This is a genomic window from Subtercola boreus (genome assembly GCF_003399645.1).
Taxonomy (GTDB): Bacteria; Actinomycetota; Actinomycetes; order Actinomycetales; family Microbacteriaceae; genus Subtercola; species Subtercola boreus_A.
Window position 1 is genome coordinate 20,805 of sequence record NZ_NBXD01000013.1, and the last position, 25,044, is coordinate 45,848.

Annotated in this window: 24 protein-coding genes; 12 read left to right on the forward strand and 12 right to left on the reverse strand. The window is 67.5% G+C overall.

Annotated features, from left to right (window positions below):
* The first annotated feature begins 11 nt into the window (after nt 1–11).
* Nucleotides 12–932, forward strand: coding sequence for a 2-deoxy-5-keto-D-gluconate 6-phosphate aldolase domain-containing protein (locus tag B7R24_RS05690; protein WP_116418012.1), 921 nt, complete (start codon nt 12–14; stop codon nt 930–932).
* A gap of 84 nt (nt 933–1,016) precedes the next feature.
* Nucleotides 1,017–2,402 carry an NtaA/DmoA family FMN-dependent monooxygenase gene (locus B7R24_RS05695; RefSeq protein WP_116418013.1) on the forward strand — a complete coding sequence of 462 codons (1,386 nt, stop codon included), beginning with the start codon at nt 1,017–1,019 and terminating at the stop codon, nt 2,400–2,402.
* 59 nt (nt 2,403–2,461) lie between these two features.
* Here the strand turns inward: B7R24_RS05695 and B7R24_RS05700 are convergent, their stop codons facing one another.
* From B7R24_RS05700 to B7R24_RS05720, 5 genes are all read right to left on the reverse strand, one after another.
* The gene (locus B7R24_RS05700) at nt 2,462–2,917 is read right to left on the reverse strand and encodes a VanZ family protein (protein WP_116418014.1); all 456 of its coding nucleotides are present in this window, start codon (nt 2,915–2,917) and stop codon (nt 2,462–2,464) included.
* Between the two features lie 126 nt (nt 2,918–3,043).
* Nucleotides 3,044–3,964, reverse strand: coding sequence for a DsbA family protein (locus tag B7R24_RS05705; RefSeq protein WP_116418015.1), 921 nt, complete (start codon nt 3,962–3,964; stop codon nt 3,044–3,046).
* Nucleotides 3,965–4,082: 118 nt separating this feature from the next.
* Nucleotides 4,083–5,153, reverse strand: a complete 1,071-nt coding sequence (locus B7R24_RS05710; RefSeq protein ID WP_116418016.1) for a tetratricopeptide repeat protein — start codon at nt 5,151–5,153, stop codon at nt 4,083–4,085.
* A complete protein-coding gene (locus B7R24_RS05715) occupies nt 5,150–6,502 on the reverse strand; it encodes an ATP-binding protein (RefSeq protein WP_116418017.1) in 1,353 nt (450 codons plus the stop codon). Before B7R24_RS05715 ends, B7R24_RS05710 begins: the two co-directional genes overlap by 4 nt.
* Nucleotides 6,503–6,546: 44 nt before the next feature.
* Nucleotides 6,547–6,978 carry a DUF6855 family protein gene (locus B7R24_RS05720; protein WP_116418018.1) on the reverse strand — a complete coding sequence of 144 codons (432 nt, stop codon included), beginning with the start codon at nt 6,976–6,978 and terminating at the stop codon, nt 6,547–6,549.
* 55 nt (nt 6,979–7,033) lie between these two features.
* On the opposite strand from B7R24_RS05720, the gene B7R24_RS17280 reads away from it, so the two are divergent.
* On the forward strand, nt 7,034–7,375 hold the full coding sequence (locus B7R24_RS17280; RefSeq protein ID WP_147303975.1) for a hypothetical protein: 342 nt from the start codon (nt 7,034–7,036) through the stop codon (nt 7,373–7,375).
* A 22-nt stretch (nt 7,376–7,397) separates the two neighbouring features.
* Here B7R24_RS17280 and B7R24_RS05725 read toward each other — a convergent pair whose 3' ends face one another.
* Nucleotides 7,398–7,661: a hypothetical protein gene (locus B7R24_RS05725; protein WP_116418019.1), complete on the reverse strand. Its 264-nt coding sequence runs from the start codon at nt 7,659–7,661 to the stop codon at nt 7,398–7,400.
* Nucleotides 7,662–7,783: 122 nt separating this feature from the next.
* Between B7R24_RS05725 and B7R24_RS05730 the strand changes: the two genes are divergently transcribed.
* From B7R24_RS05730 to budA, 3 genes are read left to right on the forward strand one after another with little or no spacing between them, the layout of a single operon-like run.
* Nucleotides 7,784–9,232 (forward strand): phytoene desaturase family protein, encoded by a 1,449-nt coding sequence (locus tag B7R24_RS05730; protein WP_116418020.1) that lies wholly within the window; start codon nt 7,784–7,786, stop codon nt 9,230–9,232.
* Nucleotides 9,233–9,251: 19 nt separating this feature from the next.
* Nucleotides 9,252–9,656, forward strand: coding sequence for a DUF3054 domain-containing protein (locus B7R24_RS05735; RefSeq protein WP_116418021.1), 405 nt, complete (start codon nt 9,252–9,254; stop codon nt 9,654–9,656).
* A gap of 8 nt (nt 9,657–9,664) precedes the next feature.
* Entirely contained in the window at nt 9,665–10,375 is a 711-nt protein-coding gene (budA, locus tag B7R24_RS05740) for an acetolactate decarboxylase (RefSeq protein ID WP_172582995.1), read from the forward strand.
* 11 nt (nt 10,376–10,386) lie between these two features.
* On the opposite strand, the gene B7R24_RS05745 is transcribed toward budA, so the two are convergent.
* The gene (locus tag B7R24_RS05745; protein ID WP_116418023.1) at nt 10,387–11,976 is read right to left on the reverse strand and encodes an SDR family NAD(P)-dependent oxidoreductase; all 1,590 of its coding nucleotides are present in this window, start codon (nt 11,974–11,976) and stop codon (nt 10,387–10,389) included.
* Between the two features lie 49 nt (nt 11,977–12,025).
* Here B7R24_RS05745 and B7R24_RS05750 point away from each other — a divergent pair, with 49 nt between their 5' ends.
* On the forward strand, nt 12,026–14,605 hold the full coding sequence (locus B7R24_RS05750) for a DEAD/DEAH box helicase (protein WP_172582725.1): 2,580 nt from the start codon (nt 12,026–12,028) through the stop codon (nt 14,603–14,605).
* 105 nt (nt 14,606–14,710) lie between these two features.
* Here B7R24_RS05750 and B7R24_RS05755 read toward each other — a convergent pair whose 3' ends face one another.
* Nucleotides 14,711–15,595, reverse strand: coding sequence for a UbiA family prenyltransferase (locus tag B7R24_RS05755; RefSeq protein WP_116418105.1), 885 nt, complete (start codon nt 15,593–15,595; stop codon nt 14,711–14,713).
* A 30-nt stretch (nt 15,596–15,625) separates the two neighbouring features.
* Here B7R24_RS05755 and B7R24_RS05760 point away from each other — a divergent pair, with 30 nt between their 5' ends.
* The gene (locus B7R24_RS05760) at nt 15,626–16,471 is read left to right on the forward strand and encodes a polysaccharide deacetylase family protein (RefSeq protein ID WP_172582726.1); all 846 of its coding nucleotides are present in this window, start codon (nt 15,626–15,628) and stop codon (nt 16,469–16,471) included.
* A 31-nt stretch (nt 16,472–16,502) separates the two neighbouring features.
* Here the strand turns inward: B7R24_RS05760 and B7R24_RS05765 are convergent, their stop codons facing one another.
* Together B7R24_RS05765 and B7R24_RS05770 are read right to left on the reverse strand one after the other, a co-directional pair.
* Nucleotides 16,503–17,690 carry a lytic transglycosylase domain-containing protein gene (locus tag B7R24_RS05765; protein WP_116418026.1) on the reverse strand — a complete coding sequence of 396 codons (1,188 nt, stop codon included), beginning with the start codon at nt 17,688–17,690 and terminating at the stop codon, nt 16,503–16,505.
* A 52-nt stretch (nt 17,691–17,742) separates the two neighbouring features.
* Nucleotides 17,743–18,372: a mycothiol-dependent nitroreductase Rv2466c family protein gene (locus B7R24_RS05770; protein WP_116418027.1), complete on the reverse strand. Its 630-nt coding sequence runs from the start codon at nt 18,370–18,372 to the stop codon at nt 17,743–17,745.
* A 115-nt stretch (nt 18,373–18,487) separates the two neighbouring features.
* Between B7R24_RS05770 and B7R24_RS05775 the strand changes: the two genes are divergently transcribed.
* Nucleotides 18,488–19,042, forward strand: coding sequence for a YceI family protein (locus B7R24_RS05775; protein WP_116418028.1), 555 nt, complete (start codon nt 18,488–18,490; stop codon nt 19,040–19,042).
* Between the two features lie 156 nt (nt 19,043–19,198).
* Nucleotides 19,199–20,674: an HNH endonuclease signature motif containing protein gene (locus B7R24_RS05780; protein ID WP_116418029.1), complete on the forward strand. Its 1,476-nt coding sequence runs from the start codon at nt 19,199–19,201 to the stop codon at nt 20,672–20,674.
* A 260-nt stretch (nt 20,675–20,934) separates the two neighbouring features.
* On the opposite strand, the gene B7R24_RS05785 is transcribed toward B7R24_RS05780, so the two are convergent.
* Nucleotides 20,935–22,017, reverse strand: coding sequence for a winged helix DNA-binding domain-containing protein (locus tag B7R24_RS05785; protein WP_116418030.1), 1,083 nt, complete (start codon nt 22,015–22,017; stop codon nt 20,935–20,937).
* Between the two features lie 21 nt (nt 22,018–22,038).
* Nucleotides 22,039–23,082 carry an App1 family protein gene (locus B7R24_RS05790; RefSeq protein WP_253259297.1) on the reverse strand — a complete coding sequence of 348 codons (1,044 nt, stop codon included), beginning with the start codon at nt 23,080–23,082 and terminating at the stop codon, nt 22,039–22,041.
* Nucleotides 23,083–23,404: 322 nt separating this feature from the next.
* On the opposite strand from B7R24_RS05790, the gene B7R24_RS05795 reads away from it, so the two are divergent.
* The gene (locus B7R24_RS05795; protein ID WP_253259292.1) at nt 23,405–24,076 is read left to right on the forward strand and encodes a TetR family transcriptional regulator; all 672 of its coding nucleotides are present in this window, start codon (nt 23,405–23,407) and stop codon (nt 24,074–24,076) included.
* A 115-nt stretch (nt 24,077–24,191) separates the two neighbouring features.
* Nucleotides 24,192–25,004, forward strand: coding sequence for an ABC transporter ATP-binding protein (locus B7R24_RS05800; protein ID WP_116418031.1), 813 nt, complete (start codon nt 24,192–24,194; stop codon nt 25,002–25,004).
* The last annotated feature ends 40 nt before the right edge of the window (nt 25,005–25,044 follow it).

Consider the following 25,044-nt stretch of genomic DNA (forward strand, 5'->3'; position numbering starts at 1 on the left):
GGGAGGCGCACATGGCTGAGCTCGAATCCGGCAGGCTGCTGTTCATTCTCGCGGCCGACCACCGGGACAGCCTCGAACGCGACCTCTACCGGCTGACTGCTCCGCCGACGCCCGACCAGGCCGCGCGCATCGTCGCCGACAAGCTGCTGATCTATCGGGCGGTTCTGGATGCCGCAGCCGAGCTGCCCGCCGAGGTTCAGCCGGGCATCCTCATCGACGAGCAGTACGGGGCATCTGCGGCCGAGCTCGCCGCGTCGTCGGGCGGTGCCGTCGACCTCACGATGCCGCTGGAGGCCAGCGGGCATCCGTTCTTCGAGTTCGCCTACGGCGACGCGTGGAAGGCGCACGCCGAATTCTTCGCCACCGACCACAGCAAGGTGCTCGTGCGTGACAACCCGGGGTTCGCCGTGCACGACCGAGAGAAGCAGGCGGCAACCCTCGCCGAGGTCTCGGCGTGGGCGCGGGAGGTCGGGCGTCCGCTCATTCTCGAGCTGCTGGTGCCGGCGACGGATGCCGACAAGGCGGCCACCGGCGGTGACACCGACCGGTACGACAGCGAGAGAAGGCCGGGTCTCACCGTCGAGGTGATGGAGTACCTGCAGGACGCAGGCGTGAGCCCGTCGTTCTGGAAGATCGAGGGACTCGAGACGACCTCGGCCGCGGAGTCCGTGGCGCGAACGGCTGTGCGCGGCGGGCGGGATGCCCGGTGCATCGTGCTCGGACGGCACGCCCCGACCCAGAGACTCGACCGCTGGCTCGACATCGCCGCGCCCGTGGACGGGTTCGCGGGGTTCGCCATCGGGCGCAGCATCTGGTGGGATGCGCTGCTCGACCACCTCGACGGCCGGGCCACGGAGGGCGAAGCGCGGGCTCGCATCCGCGATGCGTACCTCGGTTTCGCCAAGGACTACCTGAAAGCGTCGGAGCGCTAGCCAGGGGTCGCCGCGTCCGACATTTCACACGTCGGAAACACGTTCGTTCGCGCCGGGGAGGGTGTGGGGTGAAAACCTGTAGCCATGAAGCAACTCCTCCTCGGTATCTTCCAGTTCATCGGCCCGAACGGCACTGTGGGCTCGGCCTGGCAGCACCCCGACGACACGTCGACCGACTTTCTGAAGATCAGCCACTGGACGAAGCTCGCGACGAAGTTCGAAGACGCCGGGCTCGATTTTCTCTTCCTGGCCGACAGCTACGGTTTTCCTGCCCTCGATGGCGAACTCATCGAGGCCTCGGTGCGGGAGGGGCGCGGCATTCCGCAGGGCGACCCCATGCCCATCGTCACCGCGATGGCGGCGGTCACCGAGAAACTCGGCTTCATTCTGACGACGTCGACCACTGTCGAGCCGCCGGCTGCGAACGCTCGCCGCTTCGCCACCCTCGACCACTTCACAGACGGCCGCATCGGGTGGAACATCGTCACCGGCTCCTCGGGCGCCACCGCGGCCGCCCTGATGGGCAAGGATCTCATCTCGCACGATCTCCGCTACGACATGGCCGACGACTATGTCGATGTGAGCCTCAAGCTGTGGGAGGGCTCGTGGGCCGATGACGCGCTGGTTCTCGACAGGCAGAGCGGTGTGTACGCAGACCCTGCGGGGGTGCGGATGATCGATCATGACGGCCCGTATTTTCGGGCCCATGGCATCCTGACCCTGCCGCCTTCGCCGCAGCGCACCCCCGTGCTGGTGCAGGCCGGGGCGTCGGGCCGCGGGCGGGAGTTCGCGGGCCGCAACGCCGAGGCGGTCTTTCTCGCGGGCGGGGAGCCGGCCACGGTCGCGGCCAACGCGGCCGGTGTGCGGGCCAGTGCCGTCGCGGCCGGGCGCGCGGCCGATTCAGTGAAACTGCTGGTCGGAGCCTTGTTCATCACCGCTGCCACGCATGACGAGGCGGTGGCGAAGCACACCGAGATGCTCGCCATGTCGACAAATGAGGGTGCCGCCGCCATCTATGCGGGCAACACCGGCATCGACCTACTGGCGCTCGACCCCGACAAGCCCCTTGCTCAGACGAAGACCGAGATGGGGCAGTCGAACCTCGAGCGCTACCTCGGCACAGACGGCCGGCCGGCACCGCTGGTGCGCGACATCCTCGAGAACTTCCGTCGCACGGGTATCAACGGGAGTGTGTTCATCGGTACACCGGTGGAGGTCGTCGACCAGCTCGAGGAGTTCGTGGCCGCGACAGACGTCGATGGCTTCCTGATCCAACCGCACATGACCCCGGCAACCTACAACGATCTCATCGAGCTGGTGCTGCCGGAGCTGCGCCGACGCGGCCTCATGGGTGACGCTCCGGCGGGCTCGACGCTCCGCGAGCACCTCTTCGGCGAGGGCAACAACCGCCTCCCCGCCTCCCACCGGGGGCACGCGTTCGCCCATCCCGGCGCGGTGCTCCGCTCCTAGGGGTGGTTCCGTGAGGTTCGTTTCGGGCGGGACGGTTCGCGAGGGTGAGTTCGGGAGGGTCAGTTCGGGAGGGCCAGGGCCCGGGCGCGCTCGCGGCGGATGCGCCTGGCCTTGCCCGCCGTGAGCACGAGGGCGAGAAGCACCCCGAGGGTGGCGCCGGTGGTGTTCGAGACCACGTCGCGGAGGTCGCTGACGCGACCGGGGAGATACAACTGCGCCACTTCGATCGACACGGTCATCACGAACCCGATGACGATGGCGAGCCACCACTGGCGCCGCCCGAGCAACAGCAGCAGAAAGAGCCCGATCGGCAGGAACATCGCCACGTTGGCGCCGAACTCGACGCGGTCGTACGTGATCCAGTCGGTCGAGGCGTGGCGGCCGAGCACCCGCAGGGCCCGGTAGAGCACGCCCTGCGCCTGGGTGTCGAGCGGCTGCGGCCCGAGTGTGACCCAGGCGACCACCCCGAGGTACACCACCGTGAAGGCGGTGAGCGCGGGGTGTCGTCGGAACATGTCAACACTCTGCCCGACAAGCCTCTGTGAACCTTGGACGTTCGCTGTGAAGCGCCGAGCCGGGCACCCGCCGCACCGGGTACCCGCCGCACCGGGTACCCGTCCCATCTGGTCGGCGCCGCGTCCCTACGGCGTCGGAGCGGGCGTCGGTGTCGGCGTCGCGGTGCTCTGCGGCACCGCCGCCTGGTAGGTGCTGGTCACGAACGCCTCGAACGCCGTCGCATCGCTGTTCGAACCGGTGTAGACCTTCCCGTCGACCACCACGGTGGGTGATGTCGTCAACGAGCTCACGTCGGAGTTCGGCAGTGCCGCCTTCGCGCGGTTCGTGGCATCCACCACCCAGTTGTCGAACTCACCCGACGTGATGCACGTCGAGACCCCGGCGTCTGTCACGCCCGCCTTCGTCACCAGGGCGACGAGCTCATCGGTGCTGAGGCCGGCCCCGGCGATGGTGGCCTGGTCGGCGATGAGGGCGTTGTGCACCGCGAGAACACTCGACGGCACGGCGTTCGCCACGCAGGCGATGGCATTCGCGGTGCGCATGGACTGGCTGTTCGAATCCGTGCTCGCGAGCGCCACGGGGTGCAGCTCGAGCGTCGCATACCCCTGGGTGACCCAGCCCTGCACGGTGCTGCCGTTCGTCGTCTCGAACTGGGCGGCATCCGCACTCGAGTAGTCGACGTAGAGGTCGACGATGAGCACGCCGTTGGAGGGGGCGAAGCTCGAGGCCGCCGGGGTGTCGCCGACCTGCAGCGCCGCTGTCGTCGACGGCGTCACGGTGGTGCCGTCACCCGTGAACAGCACACCGTCGCTCGCCATGTTGGCGGGGCCGATGAGCGAGGCGCGCACGGTGTTGGCAATCACCAGGCCTGCCACGGCAAGCAGCGCGACACCGATCGTGATGAGGCTGGTGCGCCGGATGATGCGGTTGCGCCTCTGTCGCCGTCGTTCCTCTTCGCGCTGGAGCCTCGCGAACTCGCGCTGCAGCGCCTGGCGCTCCTTCTTGGGAAGGCCCCTGAGCTCGAGGTCGTAACTGTTCGCTGGCACGCGTGCTCCTCCTCTGGACGACCCGCCTCATCCGGTCGACCCGACCCATCCGGTCGACCCGAGAGTAGGGACGAACCCTATGAATCGGCTTTCGACGCGCTGACAACTCTGCGAAAGCTCACACCACGCGCTCCACCGACCGACGGCGACGCACGATGACGACGATCGAACCGGCCACGAGAAAGGCCCCGGCGACGAGGTAGAGCAGTTGGGCCATCCGCACCGAGGTGAAGCAGGCTGCGACGATGAGGGCGTAGTCGCCCACCAGCAGCACCGCCCAGACCACGAGCAGTCGGTCGAGCCGAGGGATGCTGCGTACGAAGCGCCCGAATCGCCTCCCCGCTGCTCGTCGGAGCTGCACGATGTAGACCCCCACGAAGATGCCCGACACGGCGGCCGTCGCGATCAGGAAGTCCTGCCAGACCAGGCCGTAGACGGGGGAGTCGCTCGGTTGCGAAGCCCCGCTGAAGGCGACCGTGACGATGGCGAAGGCGATCCACAGGATGAAGTGGATGCGCCGGAGCGCCACTGCCGCCACGGCCCGCAGGTTGCGAAGCGCCACCTCAGACGCGGGATCGGTCACGAGGATGTCGATGAACCCGGCCGCCGCGCTTCCCGCACGCCCCTGCCGCAGCAGCACGAGCGAGAGGTTGTTGCGGGCTGCCGGATGATCGGGCTGCAGCCGGAGCGACGCCCGGAACGCCGCCTCGGCCGCTGCCCAGTCCTGCTGGGCGAGGGCGACGTTGCCGACGGTGAGATGGGCATCCGGCTCCATCGGCGCCAGCCGCACCGCCTCCCGGGCGGCCTCGACCGCGTCACCGGTGATGCGCTTTGCCGCGATGTCGACCTGCGCCACCTGGGCGTGCGTCACCCAGAGCCCGGGAGCGATCGCCTGCGCGGTCGACGCGGCGGCCTTCGCCTCGGCCACGTTTCCGAGTTTGGAGTACGCAAGCGCAACGAGGCGCCATGCCCACTCGTTGTCGGGGGTCAAGGCGATGGCCTGCCGCGCGGAACCGAGCGCCTGTGCGGCCTGGCCCGCGCTGAGGTGGGCCTGGCTGGCAAGGCACAGGCCGCGGTCGTCGTCGGGGTTCGACGCCAGGTGCGGGGCGAGCGCGCGCAGGGCGTCGGCGGGCTTGCCGAGCGACAGGTAGGTGCGGGCGTTGACCAGCGCTGAGTCTTCGTGCGTCACAGCCTGCGCGCCTTCTTCAGGTAGGCCTTGAGCTCGGTGTAGGTTCCGTCGTCGTCGCCGAACAGCACCACGTTGCGGGCGCTGTCGAGCCAGCTCGACGTGGAGGGGCTCACCTCGGCCAGAGCGTCGGTGACGTCGGTCATGCCGATGAGCCGCAGGCTGCCGGTGGTGGCGCTGTCCATCAGCGCCCGTTCTGCCGCGACCTCGCAGACGTAGGCGATGTCGGCACCCGACAGGCCCGCGGATGCCCGTGCCAGCGGTTTGAGCTCGATGCCCTCCACCGGGCGGTGCTGGAGGTGGTAGCGAAAGATCGACTCCCTCGCCTCTTCATCCGGCGGCAGCACCAGCACGGTGCGGTCGAAGCGACCCGGGCGACGCAGCGCCGGATCGACATCCCACGGCTGGTTCGTGGCGGCGAGCACGAACACGCCCTCGTTCTGGTCGGCCACGCCGTCGAGCTCGGTGAGCAACTGGTTGACCGTGCCCCGCAGTGCGCTGTTGCGGGTCTGGCTGCGGCGCTGGCCGAGGGCGTCGATCTCGTCGAAGAAGATCACGCAGGGCGCCTCACGCCGTGCCAGCTCGAACGCCTCGTGCACGTTCTGCTCGCTGTTGCCGAGCATCGGGTCGAGGATGTCGGCGAGCCCCACGGTGAGAAAACGGGCACCGAGCTCACCGGCGATCGCGCGGGCGATGAAGGTCTTGCCGCAACCGGGCGGCCCGTACATCAGCAGCCCGCCTTTGAGGCTCTTCGCGTAGAGCTTTCGGAGTTCCGGGTTCGACAGCGGGGCGAGGAATGCCGCGTTCAGCCGGTTCTTGACCGCCGTCATGCCGCCCACGTCGGCCAGGGTGATCACCGAGCGCTCGATGTCGAAGCCCGACCCCGGGGCGACGGTGGGAGTCGCGTCGACGAACATGGGCTGCGCGAGCTCGTGCACGTCGTTCTCGGCGGCGCTCCAGTCGAACTCGGTCGGGTCGGTGTCGGCTGCCGCATCGACCCCGGTGGCGACGTCGTTCTCGGGTTCCGACGTCTCGGCGGTGGCCTCATCGGTCGGCTCCGGCCCGGCCGGCGCCCGCGCGGCCGGCGCCTCGGCGACCCACTGTTCCGTGACCGACGGTTCCGTGACCGGCGCCCGAACGTGCTCGGCGGGCAGGCCGGTGAGCGCGTCGGTCATGAGCTGCCGAGCATCGGTGTTGCCAGGCTCCCGCTGCAGAACCCCGGCGGCCAGCGAGACGGCTTCCGCCGAAGAGCCGGCCGTGAACAACAGCCGGCCGAGCAGCAGCTGCAGGGGAATGTCGTCAGGGGAAGAGGCGAGGGCCCGGCGCAGCGAGCTGATGAGTGGCTCTTCCATGGGCTGAGTTTAGACCGGGCATCCTGATGGCTGGCTCGGTATTTCTACAGTGCTCTGACGCGGTTGTTCCGGGCGTCGTGGGTGAGTTCTGCGAGGCCGAGAGCTTCGAGCAGGGGCGGAAGGTACATGCCGAACCGCCCGCGAAAGCCTCGGCGGAGCCCATACCAGCCGCCCAGCGGATTCTCCGGGGAGCGCCCGAACTCCTCGACGCTGCCTGCCGCTGCGGGCTTCGACTCATCGGCGGCGCCGAGCGGGACCCAGTCGCCCCGGGCGACGAGAAAGGCGTGCAGGTCGTCGAGGGCACGGGCATCGTACGAGAGCTTCGTGCTGCCGACCCGGCAGACGAGCGACGGCGGCGATGTCGTGTCGTCGCGGTACATCGTGTAGGCCGACGACCCCGGGGCCGTCACCAGGTTCCAGGGGTCTGACGCCGTGCCGCTGCCCGGGGCCTCGCCCGTCGGTTCTCTGTCGCCCATGATGCGTCCTCGCCTCTGCCGGGTCTTCTCTCTCGCAGTATGGCACTCTGGAACGGTGCAGCACAGGGTCGCGGTCTCCGTGGTGCGTCTGGATTCCCTGCTGCCTGCCCCGGATGATCGAGGGCACCTTCAGGCCCTCGAGAACCTGCTCACCCCGCACGAGCGCGCTGTCGCTGTCGCGGTGCTCCCTGTTGCGGCGGGATCGGTCGAACAGGTCGGCGTCGACCTCGAACCCGTCTCACCCGCGACATCAGCGTCGCTGCGGGAGCCGAGCGCGAGCCCGGAGTGCCCTGGGCCGACGTCGTTGTCGACCCCAGCCTCCGGGTCTCGCCGTCTGCGGGCGGCTACGCCGCAGCGGTCGCCGTGGGCGGAGTCAGCGACCCGCTGGCCGAGCTGACGACCACCGTCGTCGACGCGACTCAGATCGTTCGGCTCGCCGCCGCCACCGGCGCGTTCGACGAGAAGCTCTCGACGGCGTGCTCGAGGTCGGTGTAGTACAGCAGGTTGCGCGGAGCCTGCAGTTTCATCACTTCGAAGAACGACCCCGTCTTCTCGATGTAGCCGAGCACGCACTCGGCGTTGGACTCGGGAATGCGACGATCGCAGATCCGCCATTCGTGGTCGGAGAGAATTGAGATACGGATGTCTGCAGCCTGAGGCGCAGCACTCAATTGGTCGGTCACATCAAACCTCCTTTGGTTTAGTGCTTGTAGCCATACAAGCAATTCCCCCACCCTCCCTCAAGGGATTGACACCCGGCTGTGAATCCACATCGAGAGGGTGAAGATCACGAGATACTGGGTCTGTGGATACCGTAGATGCGATCGTCGTGGGGGCGGGCCCGAACGGCCTCGCTGCGGCCGTCACCCTCGCCCGGGCCGGGCTCTCGGTGCGGGTCTATGAGCGCGCGGCGACGATCGGCGGGGGAGCGCGCACAGCCGAACTCACGCTGCCGGGCTTTCTGCACGACGTGTGCTCTGCCGTGCATCCGCTCGGCATCGCGTCGAAGTTCTTTCGCGACTTCGAACTCGACTCGCGCATCCGGCTCGTGCAACCGGAGGTGGCGTACGGGCATCCGCTCGACGGCGGCCGAGCCGGCATCGCGTACCCCAGTCTCGACCAGACGGCGCAGGGCCTCGGCATCGACGGGCCCGCCTGGCGGCGGATGCTGCATCCGCTCGCCTCGCGCTGGAGCGAGCTGGTGTCGTACACGGGTGGATCGCTGCTGCGGGTTCCCGAGAGCCCGTTCGCCGTGGCGGCATTCGGCTTGCGCGTGCTGGAGCAGGGCAGCCCGCTGTGGTCGCAGCGCTTCGAGAGCGATGTGGCGCCGGCCATGATGAGCGGGGTCGCGGCGCACTCCATCCTGCCGCTGCCCGGGCTCGCACCGGCCGCCGCCGGGCTGTTGCTCGCCACGCTCGCGCACGGGGTGGGCTGGCCGATTCCGGTCGGCGGCAGCCAGTCGATCGTGCAGTCGATGGCAGATGATCTGCTCGCCCGCGGCGGCGAGATCGTGACCCAGACCGAGATCACGAGCCTTGACGAGCTGCCGCCGAGCCGGGCGGTGCTGCTCGACGTGTCACCGAAGGCGTTGCTGTCGATCGCGGGTGATCGGGTTCCGAGGCGGTACGCACGGGCCCTCAGCCGGTTCCGCTACGGGAACGCGGTCGCCAAGCTCGACCTCGCGCTGTCGCAGCCGGTGCCGTGGACGAATGTCGAGTTGCGACGGGCAGGCACGGTGCATGTCGGCGGAACGCACGCCCAGATCGCCCGTGCCGAGGCGATCGTCGCGTCGGGCAAGCACTCCTCCAAGCCCTATGTGCTGGTCTCGCAGCCCTCCGTGGTGGATGATTCCCGGGCACCCGAGGGCAAGCACGTGCTCTGGGCCTACACGCACGTGCCGCGCGGCTCCGACGTCGACCAGACCGAGACGATCATCGGCCAGGTCGAACGCTTCGCCCCGGGCTTTCGCGACACGATCCTCTCCCACGCGGGTCGCACAGCCGTCGGGGAGGAGCAGATGAACCCCAACTACGTCGGCGGCGACATCAGCTCGGGCGCGGCGACGCTCGGCCAGCTCGTGCGGCGACCCACCCTGTCGCTGTACCCCTGGCAGACGCCGATGACGGGCGTGTACCTGTGCTCGCAGTCGACCCCGCCCGGCCCCGGCGTGAACGGATCCGCCGGCTGGCACGCCGCTCGCCGCGCACTCGCGGTGGAGTTCGGCATTCGCAAGGCGCCGTACCTGGGGCTGTAGTCCTTCGTAGACTGGCTCCATGACCCAGAACGCCGTACCCGCCAGGGTCCGCCCACCCGTTTCGCCCCGCCGAGTCGTCACGGCCCTCGTGCTCGACGTGGTGCTGGTGCTGGCGTTCGTGCTGATCGGGCGCAGCAGCCACGACGAGGGGTTCAGCATCGTCGGAACCCTCATGACGTGGTGGCCGTTCCTGCTCGGGCTGGCGGTGGGGTGGCTGGCCACCCGCGCCTGGCGCTACCCGTTCGCTCCGGTGCTGCCGGGCATCCCGATCTGGCTGTTCACCGTCGTCGTGGGGATGCTGTTCCGGGTGCTGAGCGGGCAAGACGTGGCGGTGAGTTTCGTCATCGTGACCATCATCGTGCTGGGGGTGTTCCTGCTCGGCTGGCGGCTCATCGCCGGGCTGGTGCTGCGGCGGCGCCGGTGAACCAGCCGGTGATTCACCAGTTCTCCGTGGTGAATGCGTTGATGGCGGGGCTCTACGACGGGTCGTTCCCGGCGCGTGAGGTGCTGGCGGCAGGCGACTTCGGGGTCGGCTGCGGGAACGCGCTGAACGGTGAGCTTGTTGTGATCGACGGCCAGATCTTTCGCTGCACCGACGACGGGAATGTGACCCGGGGCGATCCCGACGAGCTGCTGCCGTTCGCCGAGGTGGTCGCCTTCGCGCCGACTGCATCCCACGAGTTCTCCGCCCGACTCGATCGAACCGGGCTCGAAGCGTGGATCACGGCGCTCGCAGGCAACCCCAACCAGTTCTACGCCATCCGGGTCGACGGTGAATTCGAGCACATGCTGGTGCGCGAACCGGTGCGTCAGCATCATCCGTACCGCCCTCTCGCCGAGGTCATGTCGACGCAGCGCGAGATGACGCTGCCGACCACGACCGGCTCGCTGGTCGGATTCTGGGCGCCCCCCATTTTCCAGGGCATCAGCGTGGCCGGCTACCACCTGCACTACCTCGACGATGCCCGCACCCACGGCGGCCACACGCTCGACTACACCCTGTCCCGGGGAACCCTGCACCTCCAGCCTCTCGCGGGCATCACCCTGCGCCTGCCCACCACCCCCGCCTACGCGGCTGCAACCCTCATCTCTCCCACGTCAGACGCCGACATCCGCCGCGTGGAGTCCCGCTCCGCCCGCTGAGTCACGCAAGATCACCAGGGGGAGGGCGCGTAGTCCTTGAGGAACACGCCGGTCAGGTCTTCGCCGGCCTCGCCGCGCACGATGGGGTCGTAGACGCGGGCGGCGCCGTCGACGAGGTCGAGCGGAGCGTGGAAGCCCTCTTCTGCGAGCCGCACCTTGGTGGGGTGGGGGCGTTCGTCGGTGATCCAGCCGGTGTCGACACTGGTCATCAGGATGCCGTCGGTCAGCATCTCTTTGCCGCTGGTGCGGGTGAGCATGTTGAGCGCCGCTTTCGCCATGTTGGTGTGCGGATGCCCGGGGCCCTTGTATCCGCGCGCGAACACGCCCTCCATGGCCGACACGTTCACGATGTACGCGCGCCCCGACTCGGCGGTCGATGCCGCCGCAGCCAACGACGGACGCAGGCGCGACACCAGCAGGAACGGAGCCGTGGTGTTGCAAAGCTGCACTTCGAGCATCTCGAGAGGGTCGACATCCTGGACCGCCTGCGTCCAGCTGTTCTCGTGGTGGGTGTCGGGCACCAGCCCGCCCGCGTCGATCGCGGTGCCCGCGGCGAGCCGATCGAGCGACGACGACCCGGCGGCCAGCGCCATGGCAGCGAGCTGTTCGCCGCTGAGCTGATCGGGTGAGAGAAGTGCGGCGCCGAGCGCTTCGCCGGGCACCAGCAGCGCCGGGTCGAGCAGCTCGCCGCCGGGTGTCCCGGTCGATGCGGCGACCCCCGCGACCGACGCCCGCTGCAGCAGCGGATGCGCCGCAACCGATGCCGCCAGCGCCTGCGGATGCGCGTCGTTCGTGTGCCCGAACGTGATCATCTCGGGCAGCGGCCCGTCAGGCAGCGGTGCCAGCTCGGCCTCGGCCAGGGGAGCGTACGATCCGGGTGAGCGCTTCACCGTCTGCGCGGCATTGTTGATGAGAATGTCGAGCGGCCCGGCCGCAGCGACCGTCTCGGCGAGCCCGATCACCTGCGACGGGTCGCGCAGGTCGATGCCCACGATGCGCAGGCGGTGCAGCCAGTCGGCCGAATCCGGCAGGCTCGAGAACCGCCGCACGGCATCCCTCGGGAAGCGCGTGGTGATCGTGGTGTGCGCCCCATCGCGCAGCAGTCGCAGGGCGATGTACATACCGATCTTGGCGCGACCGCCGGTGAGCAGCGCACGCTTTCCGCTGAGGTCGGTACGGGCATCCCGCTTCTGGTGGCTCATCGCCGCACAGGTTGGGCAGAGCTGGTGGTAGAACGCATCGACCTGGGTGTAGTGCTGCTTGCAGATGTAGCAGGGCCGGGACTTCAGCAGGGTACCGGCGGTCGGTGCGCTGCTGAGGGCGGCGAGCTGGATGCCCCGCGTCTCATCGTCGATGCGATCGGCCGCCCCGGTGGCGGTATTGGCGATGACGCTGCGGTCGGCGCTCGCGATGGCGTCGCGTTTCTCGTCGCGACGGTTCTTCTTGACCGACTTGAACATCTTGGCGGTGGCCCGGCGTACAGCGACGAAATCCGGATGCTCGTCGTCGATCTCGTGCAGGCTCGCGAGCACGCGCAGGGCCACTTCGAGCTCCGCGGGGTCGATGCCGGGCGGGGGAGAGGGCGAGGGGTTCTGATCCATGGGCACAGAGAATCCTACGCTGAGCCGAGTAGGGCATGATCGAAGCATCATGGATGTCTCGCTGACCACCTACCTGCCTGACCTCCCCGAACCCGACCAGATGGCCGACCCGGACGACCTCTTCGAACGGTTCACCGAGTACACCGCCTCACGCGGCCTCACGCTGTACCCGGCACAGGAGGAGGCGATCATCGAGATCGTCTCGGGCCAGAACGTCATCCTGAGTACACCGACCGGTACCGGAAAGTCGCTGGTGGCGGTCGCTGCGCACTTCGCCGCAATCGCCGACGGCCGCCGTACGTTCTACACCGCTCCGATCAAAGCCCTGGTCAGCGAGAAGTTCTTCGCCCTCGTCGAGATCTTCGGCGCGGCGAACGTCGGCATGGTCACCGGCGATTCGAGTGTGAACGGCGACGCGCCGATCATCTGCTGCACGGCCGAGATCCTCGCGAACATCGCCCTGCGGCACGGCGCCGATGCCCCGGTCGACCAGGTCGTGATGGACGAGTTCCACTTCTACAGCGACCCCGAGCGGGGCTGGGCGTGGCAGGTTCCACTGCTGACGCTGCCGCGAGTGCAGTTCATCCTCATGTCGGCCACGCTCGGCGATGTGTCGTGGCTGACGAAGGATCTGACGCGCCGCACCAACCGCGGAACGGCCGTGGTCACCGGGGTGGAGCGGCCGGTTCCGCTCAACTACTACTACGCGACGACTCCCGTGCACGAGACGGTCGAAGACCTGCTGAAGACCGGGCAGGCCCCGGTGTACATCGTGCACTTCTCCCAGCTCGCGGCCCTGGAACGCGCGCAGGCTCTGTCGAGCATCCGCATCGTCAGCAGGGAACAGCGGGATGAGATCGCCGACGCGATCGGCGACTTCCGGTTCACCACGAACTTCGGCCGCACCCTGTCGCGGCTGATCAGGGCCGGGATCGGGGTGCACCACGCGGGCATGCTGCCGAAGTACCGGCGCCTCGTCGAGCAGCTCGCCCAGCGCGGCCTGTTGCGGGTGATCTGCGGCACCGACACCCTCGGGGTCGGTATCAACGTGCCGATCAGAACCGTGTTGCTGACGGCTCTCACGAAATTCGACGGCACGCGGATGCGCCAGCTGACCGCGCGAGAGTTCCACCAGATAGCGGGTCGCGCCGGCCGGGCCGGCTACGACACTGCAGGAACCGTCGTGTCGCAGGCGCCCGAGCACGAGACCGAGAATGCGCGGCTGATCGCGAAGGCGGGCGACGACCCGAAGAAGCTGAAGAAGGTCGTGAAGAAGCGCGCGCCCGAGGGATTCGTGTCGTGGGGTGAACCGAGCTTCAACAGGCTGATCAACGCCGAACCCGAGACGCTCACCAGCAGCATGCAGATCAACCACGCGATGCTGCTGAACATCATCGGCCGGCCGGCCGGCGAGGGCGGGTTCAGCGACGCGTTCTCCGCCACTCGCGCACTGCTCGAAGACAACCACGAGCCCCGCCACCGAAAGCTCGAACTCGAGCGCCAGGCGCTGGCGATCTACCGCACCCTGCGCACCGCAGAGATCGTCGAGCAGCTGCCGCCCGACGCGACCGGCAGGGTGGGCATCCGTCTGACCGTCGACCTGCAGCCGAACTTCGCTCTCAACCAGCCATTGTCACCGTTTGCGCTCGCGGCGTTCGAACTGATCAACCTCGACGCTCCGACCTACGCGCTCGACCTCATCTCGGTGATCGAGGCCACACTCGACGACCCTCGTCCCGTGCTCAGCGCGCAGCAGTTCCAGGCGAAGGGCGAGGCCGTCGCGAGCATGAAGGCCGAGGGAATCGAATACGACCAGCGCATGGAGCTGCTCGAGCAGATCACGCATCCGAAGCCGCTGGAGGAGCTGCTGGATGCCGCGTTCGAGATCTACAGGGCGTCACAGCCGTGGGTGGGCGATTTCGAGCTGAGCCCGAAGACCGTCGTCCGCGACATGTACGAGCGCGCGATGACCTTCAACGACTACATCGGGTACTACAAACTGAACCGTTCGGAAGGTCTCGTCCTCCGCTACTTCTCGGATGCGTTCAAGGCCGCACGCTCGACGATCCCCGACGAGGCGAAGAGTGAAGACCTCATCGATCTCATCGAATGGCTCGGCGAACTCGTGCGGCAGGTCGACTCGAGCCTGCTCGACGAGTGGGAGGAGCTGACGAACCCCACCGAGGTGCAGGGCGAAGCCGACGACATCGCGGCGCAGGGCCGGGGCGTCACGGCGGTGCTGCCGCCGGCGCCGCACAGCGTCGTGTCGAATCCGCGGGCGTTCCGCATCCTGGTGCGCAACGAGCTGTTCAAGCGCGTGCAGCTCGCGGCGCTCGACAGGGTCGACGACCTGGGCGAACTGGATGCTCCGCTCGGCTTCTCGCGCACCGCCTGGGCCGAGGCGCTCGACGGCTACTACGGCGAGTACGACTCCATCGGTACGGGGGGAGCGGCACGCAGTGCATCCCTTCTCACGATCGACGAGCGCCGCGACGTGTGGGTGGTGCGCCAGACCTTCGACGACCCCGACGGCGACCACGACTGGGGTATCGATGCGGAAGTCGACCTGACCGCATCCACCGCTGAGGGCGTAGCGATCATCCACGTCACCGGCGTGAACCGCCTCTAGCCGCGCGCCCCGTCTCGCCCCCGCCCGGCGTCCATTTTGCGCAAAAGCACCCAAACCGATTCCGTTGGGTGCTTTTGCGCAAAACGTGGCGACGGCGAATCGCGCTCAGACCTTGAGCTGCGACCCCGGCAGGGCGAGTAGCACCACGTCGATCAGTGCGCTGGCGATGATCAGCTGGAACAGCACCCGCCCCGGCGGTCGCGTGAGCACGAGTCGTACGCCGAGCGCCGCCACCAGCACCCCGAGCACCATGCCGGTGATCGTCAGGAGGCTCGGGCCAGCGCCGATGAGAATGGCGAGGGAGGCGAGCAGCAGCGCGACGAACGCCGCGATGCCCGACGGGATGCGCCCAAGGCGGTGCGGCAGTCCCCGGATGCCCGTCTGCCGGTCTGCGTCGAGATCGGGCAGCACGTTGGCGAAGTGTGCGGCGAGCCCCAGCAGTGAGCCGGTGGCGATGACCCACCACGCGGCTTCTGCGGGAGGCTGGCCGGCGAGCGTCACGACCTGGGGCAGCAGTCCGAAGCTCAGCATGTAGGGGAGCCATGAATAGGCCGTCTTCTTGATGCCGAGGTTGTAGGCGACGCCCGAGACGACGAGCACGAGGTGCGCGATGGCGGCCGAGACACCGAGCACGAACGAGAGCGGGATCGTCAGTAGTGCGACCACGATGAAGGCGTTCCGCACGGCCGCAGCCGAGATCTCGCCCGCGGCGATGGGTTTGTCGCTTCGTCCGATCTCGGAATCGCGTCGCGCGTCGATCCAGTCGTTCGACCAGCCGATCGCGAGTTGGCCGGCAAGGATGGCGACGCCGACGGCGAGAACCCACGGTGCGCTGAGCCCAGTGGCGAACCCCAGGATGACCGAGAGAGCGGTGACGGCGACGGTCGGCCCGGGGTGCGAGGCGCCGATCAGTGCCCTGACGCGACCTCCGGGCACGGGGAAGTGCCCCTGCGCGTCATCTCGAGTTGCGTCGTCAGGAGGATTGCTCATCATTCCTCTCCCAGCCGCTACGGTGAACGCGTGCAGCGCCGTCTCTTCCTCACCCTAGCCGCAGCTGGGGTCGCATCTTCGGTGACGGCGTGTAATGCCCTCGAGGAACAACCCGGGCCGACAGCCACCCTGATCGATGACCAGGCCATGACACCCACACCGACGCCCACGTTCACGCGAACACCGGCGCCCACCCCGATCCCCACGTCGACCCCCACGCCCACCGCGCCGGCCCGACCGGATCTCGTGAAGGTCGCCATTCCCGACGGGGTGATCACCGAGCTGCCCGGCACGGGCAACCTGCTCGCCTGGACGGTCGACGACGGCTCGAGCAGCGAGGTCATCAGAAAGTACGCCGAGTTCGCCCGGGACACGGGTACCCGCCTCACCCTCTTCGCGAACGGCGCCTACGAGGGCTGGGCTGAGAACGCCGACCTGCTCCGCCCTCTCGTGGCGACGGGCCAGATCCAGCTCGGCAATCACACCTTCGACCATGTCGACCTCACCGAAGCCTCCGACGACGAGGTCATCGAGCAGCTGCAGAAGAACCACGACTTTCTCGTCGACACCTTCGGGGTGGATGTTCGGCCCGACTTCCGGCCGCCGTACGGGTTCCACAACCACCGCACCGACCATCTCGCGGCGAGCATCGGCTATACGGCGCCGGTGCTCTGGTACGGATCGCTCTCCGACTCCGGCCTCATCACCTCTGAGCAGCTCGTGGGGTTCGCCGAGACGTGGTTCCTGCCCCAGCACATCGTCATCGGGCACCTCAACTTCACCCCGGTGACCGAGGTGTTCCCTCAGCTGCTGGAGATCATCCGGAGCCGCGGGCTTCAGACGGTGACACTCGACGACGTCTTCCTGAAGCCCTGAGGGCAGGATGCCCGGGGCAGACCCTCTGTGCTCAGTACCAGTGCGGGCTGGTGTTCTGAGAGTGCGCCCAGGCCCCGCACGGATTGCCGTAGCGGCCCGTGATGTAGGCGAGGCCCCAGTTGATCTGCGTCGCGGCGTTGGTGCGATAGTCGGCGCCGGCGGAGGCCATCTTGCTCGCCGGTAGAGACTGCGGGATGCCGTAGGCGCCGCTCGACTCGTTCAGGGCGTTCGCACGCCAGCCGGACTCGCGATTCCAGAGGTTGAGCAGGCACTGGAACTGGTCGGAACCCCAGCCGCGCGCACTCACCTGGCCCTGCGCGTAGTTCTTCGCGGCCTGCGGATCGGAGACGGCCACGCTCGTGCCACCCGACCCGCCGCCGACCTCGGCGCTGCTGTCGTTTCCGTTTCCGTCACCGGCGTTCGCGGCGGCCTCCTTGGCGGCGGCAAGTTCGGCGGCCTGGCGGGCTGCCTCCACTCCGAGCTGGTACTGCTGCTCGACGGCGGCTGTGGTGTCCTTGAGACTCGCGAGCTGGGCGAACAGCACATCGCTCTGCGCCTGCTGGGTTGCGACCTCAGCGTCGGCGGCCTGCTGGGCGGCGGTCGCATCCGCGGCGGCCTGCTCGGCGGCGTCATTCAGCTGGGCCCTCGCGGACTCGGCGACGCCGGCCTGCGAGTTCAGCGTGTCTGCGAGGTTCTGCGTCGATGTGGCGAGAGCGCTCAGGCGGGCGGACTGCTGGGTGAGCTTGCTGAGGGTTCCGAGCTGGTCGAGCAGGGTGTCGGCCTGCGCGCCGCTCAGAAAGAGGTTGGCGGTCTGGTTGCCACCGGAGCGATAGAGCTCCACCGTGAGCTGGGCGAACTGCTTCTTCGCCTCGGCGGCTTTGGTGCTCGCGTCGTCTGCGCGCTGTCGGGCGGTGTCGGCGACCTGGGTCGCGGACTGCAGCGCAGCAGTCGCCTTCAGGTACTCGTTACCCTTCTGGATGGCGACGTCACCGAGTTCGGCCGCCTGCTGCTGCAGATCGCCGATGAGAGACGTGATGTTCTGCACCTCGGCGGCCTTCGTGGCCTCGTTCGCCTTGGCCGCGTTCACGTCGTCCCAGCTGGGGTAGTCGGTGCGCACGGCGATGCTGGCCGAGGCCGTCAGGGGCGCCACAGCGCTCGTCGCGACACCCGCCGACAGCACCAGCGCAGCCGCGACGAAGAGGCGCACCGAACGTTTCATAGCCCTACGCTAAGCGACGCCGGGCCCAAACGGCGTAAACCCACGCTGCCGATCAGCTGAAGATCGGGTCGCGGGTGCGGCTGCGCTTCAGCTCGAAGAACCCGTCGAAGCTCGCCGCGGCGACGATTCCGTCCCACAGCGTGAGTGCGACCTCCCCTGTGGGAGCAGGAGAGATGACCGGCCCGAAGAAGGCGATCCCATCGACAGCGAGGATGGGCGTGCCGACATCCTGGCCCACCAGGTCGATGCCGCTGCGGTGCGATTCCCGCAATTCGCTCTCGAAACGGTAGGGGTTGGCCTCTGGATCATCCGGAGCATCGTTCGACAGTTCGGCGGGGAGTCCCACCTCTTCGAGAGCCTCGGCGATCACCGCGTCGGTGTCGGTGCGCTGGCCGAGGTGGATGCGCGTGCCGAGCGCGTCGTAGAGCGGCTTCACGAACTGCTGGCCGTGCAGCTCCTTCACTGCAGTGACGAGCTGGGTGTAGCGGAGGGCGCGGGGCAGGAAGGCTCGCATCCCCTCCGTCATCTCGTTGTTCTCGTTGAGGATCGCGAGGCTCATGACATGCCAGGTGACATCGAGATCGCGGTGAGTACTCACCTCGTCGACCCATCGGCTGGTCATCCAGGCCCAGGGGCACGAGGGGTCGAACCAGAAATCGACACGCGTTGTTTCATCAGTCATAGGTCAACTCTGTCACTCTCGCGGAATAATGAAGTGAACGATACGTTTGTATCTACAAGTATTGTCGATGTGTTCCTTCACTTCGACGTTTCACCCAGATCAGGAAGAAGACATCATGAGCGACACGTACACGATCCCCGGACACAAAGCCGGCACCTGGACCATCGACCCCTCGCACAGCGAGGTCTCTTTCAGCGTTCGCCACCTGCTCATCAGCAAGGTCAAGGGCAAGTTCGAGAAGTTCGACGCCACCTTCGTCACTGGTGAGAGCCCCCTCGACACCAAGCTGACCGCAACGGCCGAGGTCGCCTCGATCAACACCGGCGACGAGAACCGCGACGGACACCTCCGCACCAACGACTTCTTCAACGCCCCGGAGTTTCCGACGATCTCGTTCGTCTCGAACAGCGTCGTCGCCGAGAAGGACGACCTCAAGGTGACCGGCGACCTGACCATCAAGGGCGTCACCAAGCCCGTCACGTTCGACGTCGAGTTCGGTGGCTTCGGCAACGACCTCTACGGCAACTACAAGCTCGGTCTGACGGCGAAGACCGTCATCAACCGCAACGACTTCGGTGTCAGCTGGAACGCGCCGCTCGAGGCCGGCGGAGTGCTCGTCGGCGACGACGTCACCATCACGATCGACCTGCAGGCCGCGCTTCAGGCGTAGGTTTTCACGCTTCAGGATGCCGTCGGCCCCCTCCCGGGGTCGGCGGCATTCTTCGATTTCCAAGCTGCGAAAACTCTCAGAAACTATTTTCGGGGTTGGTCTGTTTTGGGGTGTTTTTGCTGAGGTAATGTCAGTGGTTGGTGTTTGACTGGAGTCATGAAACCACCGCCCACACCACCCGAAGTCGACACGGCGTCGGCGATTGTGGGGTGCGTGGATGCGCTCATCGGGTTGGGCGTACTCGACCCCGGATCGGGTGCCGTTCCTGCCGCGCCCACGGGGCTTGCCACTGGTGAGTTGATGGCTGGTGTGGTGCAGGTCGAGTACCTGGAACGGTTGGTCACATCGTTGCGCCTGCAATTGGCTGGGGAGGTGGCTGACCGGTGCAGACCCGAACTCGGCGAAGAGGGGTTGTCGAAGGCTTCCAACTTCTCCAACCCTGCCCGGTTCCTGATCGCCCATACCGGCACCAGCGAACAGACCGCTAAAAGGCTGATGGATGTCGGGGGGAAGCTCCGGATCACGATGTCGCTGTGTGGTCTGCCGAACCTGCCCGCGTTCTCCCACGTCGCGGAGGCGGTGGGGTTGGGTGCGATCGGTCTTGACGCGGCGGCCGTGATCACGACCCGGCTCGGCCGGTTGGCGAAACGGACGGGGTTCACGGATGCTCTGATCGAGGCTGAGGCGGAACTGGTGTCTCTGGCGCAGAACTCTGCGGGTGCCCAGTGCTTCTCAGCCGATGACATCGACGGGTTTGCAGTACGGATGATCGCACACCTCGACCCCGACGGCACCGAGCCCACCGAAGCCCAACTGCACGACAGACGCCACCTGACCCTGGTCACGGAGAAGACCGGCATGACAAAACTCACCGGCCTCCTCCCCCCGACCGCCGCCGGTCACCTCCGGGCAGCGTTGGAGCCGTTCACGAGCCCCCGCATCCCCACCTTCACAGACACCACCGGCACCGGCACCGGCACCGGCGATCTGACCGCCCCCGACGACGACTCGGTCGACCCGCTACTCCGCGACACCCGCACTCGGGGTCAGAAACTCGCCGACGGCCTCCTCCAACTCGTCACCACCGCAGCAGGCCTGCCGTCGATGCCGCGCCTGAACGGGGCAGCCCCCACCGTGAACGTGCACGCCACCCTCGACGACATCACCTCCGGTCGCGGTATCGGCTGGATCGACGGCCTCACCGAACCCGTTCCCGCGAGCACGATCGAAACCCTGCTCTGCCACTCCGATGTCATCACCACCCTGTTCGGTGAGCACGGGCAGGTGTTACAGCACGGCAAAACGAAGCGTCTCTTTACCGCCGCGCAAAACCGTGCGTTGGCCGCCCGCGACGGCGGATGCGTCTGGCCCTCCTGCGAAGCACCACCATCCTGGTGCGAATCACACCACGTCGAAGGCTGGCAAACGAAAGACCACCAACCCGGCCGCACCGACCTCGACAACGGCGCACTCCTCTGCCACTTCCACCACTCCCATGTACACAAAACAAAATGGAAACTGGTCATGCAAAACGGCACCCCGCACCTCATCCCACCCGACTGGCTCGACTGGACCCAAACCCCCAGACCCTGCCAACAAAACCGCGCCCGCCCACTCCCACAAACCGGCTAACCCGGCGCGCGCAGCGAGCCCACACCCACAGCACGCCCGAGCATCGCGTCGCGTGCTCCCGGCCATCCGGCCCAGCCATCCGCGCACCGTACTGTGCTCATATCCAGCCGTTTACCCCACCATCCGCCCACCCCACCCCATCCATCCCCGGCAAGCCCGCAGGGCGCGGCAGCCCGACCAAGCCCACCGCCGCAAGTGCGCCCACCCCTGCCACCTGACCTGTCCCCGCGGGTCGCGGCTCGAGGCGCCTCAGCGCGCCTCTACGGTGCGAGGGGCACGCCGAGATAGGCCGCGTAGCGGTCAGCCGCACGCGCAGCACCCCGCTGTTGCGCCGCCGACAGAGGCTCGAAGGGCTGCGGCAGCACTGCGACCCGTTTCGGCGACGCCCTGCGGGACCAGGTTCCGACGATGCGGCCGCCGGCCACAATGGTCGGCATGAACATACCGTTGTTGCCCGGAACGATCCGCTCCCAGTACTCCGGAGCAAGCACCGCGGTGCGGTTCGCATAACCCAGCAGGTATTCGTCGAAGCCCGGCAGCAGCTGCACTACCGCTCGCAGTGGGGGCTGCGCGAGCGTGCCGGCGGGCATCCAGTACTCCGCACCGTCGACGACCAGCGATTCGAGGTTGTCGCGGGCGGCGTCCAGCCCCAACCGGGCGTCGCCCGTGAGCAGGTTCGACCACCACAGAAAGTCCCTCAGCGTTGCCGGACCGTGGCTGGTGAAGTACCGCAGGGTGAGCTCCCGCGCGCCCTCGTCGTGCGAGAGGCGACGCGGATGCTCGACCCACTCCTCGAGCAGCACCAGAGCCTGCGCCCCGCCCACCATGGGCCCGAAGCACAGCGTCTTGGTGTGGCTGAGGTACCACAGCAGGTGCGAGCCGCGGTTGCTCGTCGTATCGATTCCGTGCACCCGGAACTCGGCGAAGAGCGCGTCGCGAACCAGCGACCGACCGCCCTCCAGGCTAGCGATTGCCACGGCGCGGGCCTTTTCGAACGTGTCGGAGTCCAGTCCGAGCTGCCGGTGACGGGTGGCCGCGCCGGTCACCGTGCGCGTGGCGGTGAGGTCGAGCATCCATTCGAGGTCTTCGGCGACGACGAAGTGCAGGGTTCCGCGGAAGGGCCACGAACGCACGACCGCGCCGGAGTTCAACTCGTCGTCGACGGTGGCGAGCGTGGCGCCGGGGGAGCGCAGGGCGATCGACCTTTTCGCTCCGGGAAGGTCTTGCGCCTGCATCGCGGTCATGAACCGCACGACACCGGTCGGGTCGAGGGCGGGTGGCTGTTGGATGTGCTGGTTAGCCAGCCTCAGCCGGGCTAGTTGTACTGCCTGCTGCTTGTTCATGTGGCCACTCCGGCGCAGCGACTACAGCAGGTCGGCCGCGTGGAGCTGTTTCGCCAGCCCCGAACCGTCGGGGGCGTACACCCAGAGCGCGTCGGACTTCTCGCTCATCGACTCAGACTTCGAACGACCACCGGCGAGCACCGCCTCGCTCGGGGAGAGCTGCCGGATGGCGATCGCCGCGACGTTCTCGGGGTGCTGCTCTTCGAACTCCCCGTAGATCTCCTCGTCGTGCTGCCCGTCGTCGCCGATGAGCAGCCACTGCATCGTGGGGAACTCCTCGGCGAGCCGATGCAGGTTGTCGCGCTTGTGTTCGCGACCGCTGCGGAAGAGCCGGTCGTGGGTGGGCCCCCAATCGGTGAGCAGCAGGGGCCCCGACGGGTACAGGTTGCGCGACAGAAAGCGGCTGAGGGTCGGCGCCACGTTCCATGCGCCCGTGGAGAGGTAGATGGTGGGCGACCCGGGATGACCCGATGCCAGCCGGTCGAGCAGCACCGCCATGCCCGGCGTGGGCATGCGCGCGTGCTCGTCGAGTACGAAGGTGTTCCATGCCGCGAGCAGGGGGCGGGGGAGGGCCGTCACCATGACGGTGTCGTCGATGTCGCTCACCACGCCGAACTGTGTCTCGGGCGCGATGATGAAGACCTTCGATTCGACGATCGGGGAGTCTTCGGCGCGCAGTGAGATCGTGTGCCAGCCCGGTTCGAGTGTCGCGGGGATGACCGCATCGACCACGCCGCCCCGGTCGGCCTTGACCTGGTGTTCGACGCCGCCGACGGTCACGCTCACATCGACTTCGTTGATGGGCACCGAGGTGAAGCTGCGCCAGCCGCGCACCATCTCCTCGCGCCGACCGATGATCGGCAGGCGCCGGCGCGGTTTGCGGTCGTGGGTGAGCAGCACGCGACCGAGCACCCGGATCCACGCCGTCGAGCCGTAGCCGGTGTAGGGGATGACCGTGGTGTCGTAACCGCGTTTACGAGCCCTGTTCTCGCGGAACTCGTGCAGCGCATCCTCGATGCGGGCCGCGCGGTGCAGAATGCGCTCCGGCGTGATGCGCTCAGGAATGGCCCAGGGCGTCGCGGCCGGAAGGGGGGATCGTACCGTTTCGTCTGCCACGTGATCAGTCTGTCAGACGTCCCTGCAGAGCGTCTGACCCGGCGTGAGGTTGGCCACGAGCATCCATTCGACAGAAAGTCTTACGTTCGCGACACCATCAGCACAGTTTTCTGACAGATGGTGGAGAACTTCTCAAGAACCTGCGCCCATTGTCACTGGTCACGCAGACACGGCGAGTAACATGAGACTTACTTGTTACACAAGAACATTCCGAGCAGAAGGTGATGCCCGCCAGCGGCCACCGCTCATAGTGAAGGGGCCGGCCAGAAAAGTGTCACTCAGTAAGCTCATCGATGAAACCCTGCTCGAAATGGTCAACGTACGCAACGAACCCGTGCAGGTGCGCAGTTCCACCCGAATTTCGGCGCTGGTCGACGCTGCTGCCGAGGTGGTCGAAGAGGTCGGCGTCGAGCGCATGACCACGGCCATGGTCGCCGAGCGGGCGGGCGCCTCGATCGGCACGGTGTACCGGTACTTCCCCGACCGGATCGCCGTGCTGTCGGCCCTCAGCCTGCGCAGCATGGACCGCTTCCTGCGGCAGACGCGCGAGAACATCCTGCGCGAGAAGCCCGCCACCTGGATCGACATGATGATGATCGCCTTCGAGACGTCGGTCGCCATGCACCGCACCGAGGTCGGCTTCACCTCGATCCGTCTCGGCGACCTCGTGTCATACCCCGATGTCGAGCCGGCGGGCATCCGGTCGGTGCGCATCGCCAACGCGTTCGCCGCCATCATCAGCCAGGACTTCGGCCTCGACTCGACGGCCGAACTCACCCTGCACCTCGAGATGACCGTCAACATGATGGATGCGCTCCTGGTGCGCGCCTTCGTGAGCGAGAAAGACGGCGACGACAGGATCATCACCGAGGCACGCTCGATCGTCTCGACCTACCTCGCATCGTTCAGCGAGAAGCCGGCCAAGGCCGCCTCGAAGAAGTAGGTCTGCTCCGCCTGTCGGAGGGTTGCGTCACACTGTGTCAAGCGCAACGGCGTGCTTTGCCAATTCACGGTTTCGGTGTTTGGCTTAGCTCTCAACCTCACGACTGGAGATCTGCGTGATCGAATTCCGCACGGTGACGAAGCAGTTCCCCGACGGAACGGTGGCGGTCGACGCACTCGATCTGGTCATCCCTGCGCGTCAGACCACGGTTCTCGTCGGATCGTCGGGGTCGGGCAAGACGACGATCCTCCGCATGATCAACCGGATGGTCGACAAGACGTCGGGCGACATCGAGATCGATGGCGAGGACATCTACTCTCTCAACCCCGTGAAACTGCGGCGCAGCATCGGTTACGTCATGCAGAACTCGGGCCTGCTGCCGCATCGCAAAGTGGTCGACAACGTCGCCACCGTCCCGATGCTGAACGGGGTGAAGAAGGCCGACGCCCGTGAGGCGGCGCTCACGCTGCTCGACACCGTGGGGCTCGACCGGCAACTGGCCGAGCGGTACCCCAGCCAGCTGTCAGGGGGTCAGCAGCAGCGCGTCGGTGTGGCCCGCGGCCTCGCGGCCGATCCGAACATCCTCCTGATGGACGAACCCTTCGGCGCCGTCGACCCGATCGTGCGGGCCGAGCTGCAGCAGGAGCTGGTGCGCATCCAGCGCGAACTCGGCAAGACCATCGTGTTCGTGACGCACGACATCGACGAGGCGTTTCTCCTGGGCGACCAGGTCGTGCTGCTTGAGAAGGGCGGCCGCATCGCGCAGGCGGGCACGCCCGCCGACATCCTCTCGAAGCCGGCCAGTGACTTCGTCGCGACGTTCATCGGCGCAGATCGCGGTCGACGCGCCCTGCGGGTCGAGGTCGTCAACGGCCGCAGCGTCGTGGTCGACGAAGACGGTCGCCCGACCGGGGTGCTGCAGTCGTGACCGCCAGTGCCGCGAACGGCCTCGTGCAGAACTGGGCCGC

Excerpts from the sequence above, each read along its gene's own strand:
- B7R24_RS05695 (WP_116418013.1), top strand. The coding sequence starts at position 1,017 with ATGAAGCAACTCCTCCTCGGTATCTTCCAGTTCATCGGCCCGAACGGC.
- B7R24_RS05775 (WP_116418028.1), top strand. The coding sequence starts at position 18,488 with ATGAGCGACACGTACACGATCCCCGGACACAAAGCCGGCACCTGGACC.
- B7R24_RS05755 (WP_116418105.1), bottom strand. The coding sequence starts at position 15,595 with ATGAGCAATCCTCCTGACGACGCAACTCGAGATGACGCGCAGGGGCAC.
- B7R24_RS05750 (WP_172582725.1), top strand. The coding sequence starts at position 12,026 with ATGGATGTCTCGCTGACCACCTACCTGCCTGACCTCCCCGAACCCGAC.
- B7R24_RS05690 (WP_116418012.1), top strand. The coding sequence starts at position 12 with ATGGCTGAGCTCGAATCCGGCAGGCTGCTGTTCATTCTCGCGGCCGAC.
- B7R24_RS05745 (WP_116418023.1), bottom strand. The coding sequence starts at position 11,976 with ATGGATCAGAACCCCTCGCCCTCTCCCCCGCCCGGCATCGACCCCGCG.
- B7R24_RS05735 (WP_116418021.1), top strand. The coding sequence starts at position 9,252 with ATGACCCAGAACGCCGTACCCGCCAGGGTCCGCCCACCCGTTTCGCCC.
- B7R24_RS05770 (WP_116418027.1), bottom strand. The coding sequence starts at position 18,372 with ATGACTGATGAAACAACGCGTGTCGATTTCTGGTTCGACCCCTCGTGC.
- B7R24_RS05780 (WP_116418029.1), top strand. The coding sequence starts at position 19,199 with ATGAAACCACCGCCCACACCACCCGAAGTCGACACGGCGTCGGCGATT.
- B7R24_RS05720 (WP_116418018.1), bottom strand. The coding sequence starts at position 6,978 with ATGGGCGACAGAGAACCGACGGGCGAGGCCCCGGGCAGCGGCACGGCG.
- B7R24_RS05700 (WP_116418014.1), bottom strand. The coding sequence starts at position 2,917 with ATGTTCCGACGACACCCCGCGCTCACCGCCTTCACGGTGGTGTACCTC.
- B7R24_RS05715 (WP_116418017.1), bottom strand. The coding sequence starts at position 6,502 with ATGGAAGAGCCACTCATCAGCTCGCTGCGCCGGGCCCTCGCCTCTTCC.
- B7R24_RS05785 (WP_116418030.1), bottom strand. The coding sequence starts at position 22,017 with ATGAACAAGCAGCAGGCAGTACAACTAGCCCGGCTGAGGCTGGCTAAC.
- B7R24_RS05765 (WP_116418026.1), bottom strand. The coding sequence starts at position 17,690 with ATGAAACGTTCGGTGCGCCTCTTCGTCGCGGCTGCGCTGGTGCTGTCG.